The organism is Actinomycetospora sp. (assembly GCF_055612215.1).
This window is the reverse complement of record NZ_JBVPVA010000361.1, coordinates 1-2,943: the sequence shown is the minus strand read 5'-3', so window position 1 is coordinate 2,943 and position 2,943 is coordinate 1. Positions and strand designations below refer to the sequence as shown.

At 73.0% G+C, this 2,943-nt stretch carries 3 protein-coding genes; 1 reads left to right on the top strand and 2 read right to left on the bottom strand.

Features of this window, described 5'->3' with window-relative positions:
• A partial coding sequence (locus tag AC0CYZ_RS10310; protein ID WP_472214907.1) for an IclR family transcriptional regulator domain-containing protein occupies positions 1-817 on the bottom strand: 817 nt, incomplete at its 3' end.
• A gap of 212 nt (positions 818-1,029) precedes the next feature.
• Between AC0CYZ_RS10310 and AC0CYZ_RS10305 the strand changes: the two genes are divergently transcribed.
• Entirely contained in the window at positions 1,030-2,469 is a 1,440-nt protein-coding gene (locus AC0CYZ_RS10305) for an amidohydrolase family protein (RefSeq protein WP_472214905.1), read from the top strand.
• On the opposite strand, the gene AC0CYZ_RS10300 is transcribed toward AC0CYZ_RS10305, so the two are convergent.
• Positions 2,466-2,943: serine hydrolase (locus tag AC0CYZ_RS10300; protein ID WP_472214903.1), on the bottom strand; the 478-nt coding region annotated here is incomplete at its 5' end. The two genes, AC0CYZ_RS10305 and AC0CYZ_RS10300, sit on opposite strands and share 4 nt — an antisense overlap.

Below are 2,943 nucleotides of genomic sequence, written 5' to 3'. Positions count from 1 at the left end.
AGGACGCCGGCAGCGTCACGTGCGGCAGCGACTCCCGGCGGGCGAAGTCGGCGCTGATCTCCCCCGCCGTCGCGAGCAGCAGGGGCAGGTGGTGCTCGACCAGGTGCTCGACCGAGGTCTCCGCGGCGTGGCAGTTGACGTTGACCCCCGCGATCACCCGCCCGGTGCCGTCGCGCAGGGGTGCCGCGACCGAGCGGATGCCGAGCGTGAGCTGCTCGTCGGTGAGGGCCCATCCGCGGGCCCGGACCTCGCGCAGCGCGGCGTCGCGCTCCTCGCGCGAGGGCTGCCACCGCGGGACGAGCCCGGAGCGGGTGGGCTCAGCGAGGACGCGGTCGAGCTCGTCGGGGGGCAGCGCCGCAAGCTGCACCTTCCCGAGCGAGGTCGGCAGCGCCGGGAACCGCGTGCCGATCTGCACGGCCAGCGAGACGATCTTGGGTACCGACGCGCGGGCCACGTAGACGATGTCCGACCCGTCGAGCTGCGCGATCGAGCACGACTCGTGGGTGCGCGCCGAGAGCGCCTCGAGGTGCGGACGGGCGACGTCCCAGAGCCCCATCGACCCGACGTAGGCCACGCCCAGCTCGAGCACGCGCGGGGTGAGGGCGAACCCGCGCTCACCGCTGCGCACGTAGCCGAGCTCGGTGAGGGTCAGCAGGATCCGGCGCGCGGTCGGACGGGCGAGCCCGGTGGCGGTGGCGACCTCGGCCAGCGTCATCTCGGGGCCCGTGTGCGCCCCACCCACCCGGAACGCCGCGATCACCTCGAGCCCGCGCGCCAGCGCCTCGATGAAGTCCGGCCCGGCCCCCTCTCGCGGCACGCCCACGCCTCCCTCACTGCTCGTCCGGGCCTGCTCGGCGCGGTCGGGCGCAGCGTAGCCGCTCGGTGACCGCCTGGCGGACACTCGCTACAGATCCCGGGGGACGAGCGGCCGGATCGCCGAGCCGTTGACATCGAAACCATCCGTGAGCACAGTGACCTGCGTCATCTGACCGCGATGCGGACGTATGTCCGAGAACGAGGGAGCACGCGATGTCCGAGTCCACCGCCCGGCGCGCGGTCGTCCTGCGGGGCGGGACCGTGCTCACCCTCGACGCGGCGCACACCGTCCTGACCGGCGCCGACGTGCTCGTCGTGGACGACCGGATCGCCGCGATCGGCCCCGACCTCGAGGTGCCCGAGGGCACCGACGAGATCGACGCGCGCGGCGGCATCGTCATGCCCGGGATGATCGACACGCACCGGCACATGTGGCAGACCGTGATGCGCGGCTACGGCGCCGACTGGACGCTCACGCAGTACTTCGTCTGGAACTACCTCGAGCACGGCACGGCCTTCCGGCCCGAGGACGTGCACGCCGGGAACCTCGTCGGTGCCCTCGAGGCGATCGAGGCCGGGGTCACCACGACGGTCGACTGGTCGCACAACCTGCAGACGCCCGACCACGCCGACGCCGCCGCGGACGCCCTCGAGGCCGTGCCGGGGCGCTTCGTGCTCGCCTACGGCAACATCCAGGACGCCCCCGCGAACTGGACGGCCTCGCCCGGGTTCCGCGAGTTCGTCGAGCGCCGGATGAGCGGCAGCCGCGACATGCTCGGGTTCCAGCTCGCCTTCGACGTCACCGGCGACCCGTCGTTCCCCGAGAAGCCCGCCTTCGAGGTGGCGCGCGAGCTCGGCGTGCCGGTGACCACGCACGCGGGGGTCTGGGGCGCGACGAACGACGACGGCATCCGGCTGATGCACGAGCACGGCTTCATGGCGCCCGAGACGGTGTACGTCCACGCCGCGTCCCTCTCGCCGGACTCCTACCACCGCATCGCCGCCACCGGTGGGTCGGTGTCGGTGTCGACCGAGAGCGAGCAGTCCGCGGGGCAGGGCTACCCGCCCACCTGGGCCCTGCGCAAGCACGACATCCCGGTGTCGCTGTCGATGGACACGACGGTCTGGTGGAGCGGCGACCTGTTCACCGCGATGCGCACGACCCTCGGTGCCGACCGCTCGCGAGAGCACCTGGAGGCCCACGCGAAGGGCGAGACGGTGACGCACGCGGCGCTGCGCGCCGAGCAGGTCGTCGACTGGGCGACCCGCGGCGGGGCGCACGCCCTGGGCCGCGACGACCTCGGGAGCCTCGAGGTCGGGAAGAAGGCCGACGTCGTGCTGATCCGCAACGAGCACTCGCCGGTGATGTTCCCGCTGCTGCACCCCTACGGGCACGTCGCCTTCCAGGCCCAGCGCGGCGACGTCGAGGCCGTGATCGTCGACGGGCGCGTGGTCAAGCGGGACCACCGCCTCGTCGGGGTCGACCTCGCCGCCGCGCGCCGGGCCGTGGACGCGACGGTGGACCACCTGCGCGCCACCCTCGGGGAGGAGGCCTGGGCGCAGGGCATGAACCCCGAGGTCCCGACGACGAAGGTGCTCGACAACCCGTACACCTACACCGACTACCGGTCGGCGACGACGCACGGCGGCTAGAGCGACGCGTACAGCGCGTCCTCGAAGTCGCCGTAGAGCTTCCACGCCTCGTGCTCGGTGATGAACGGCAGCGAGTTGGTGTAGATCGAGGCGCAGATGCCGGTCGTGCGGTCGATGAAGAAGTGGGTGTTGAACAGGCCCGCCCAGGCACCGCTCCAGGCCTTGCGGCGGCCCGGGATGTCGGCGGTGTTGAGCAGCAGTCCGTAGCCCCAGGTCCAGCCCGGGCCGAGGTGGAGCGTGTCCGTCGTGGCCGGGTCGGCGGTGGTGATCTCGGTGGGCATCGGGGCGCCCTCGAGCTGGTCGGAGAACGCGGCGTCGACGGTCTCCTGGCTCAGGATGCGGGCCCCGTCGAGCTCGCCGCCGCGCAGCAGCGCCCGCTCGAAGCGGATGTAGTCGCGCGGGGTGGAGTGCAGGCCGTGGCCGCCGGCCCACCACTGCGGGTCGTCGGGCAGGACGTTGCCGATCGAGGCCCAC

Excerpts from the sequence above, each read along its gene's own strand:
- AC0CYZ_RS10305 (WP_472214905.1), top strand. The coding sequence starts at position 1,030 with ATGTCCGAGTCCACCGCCCGGCGCGCGGTCGTCCTGCGGGGCGGGACC.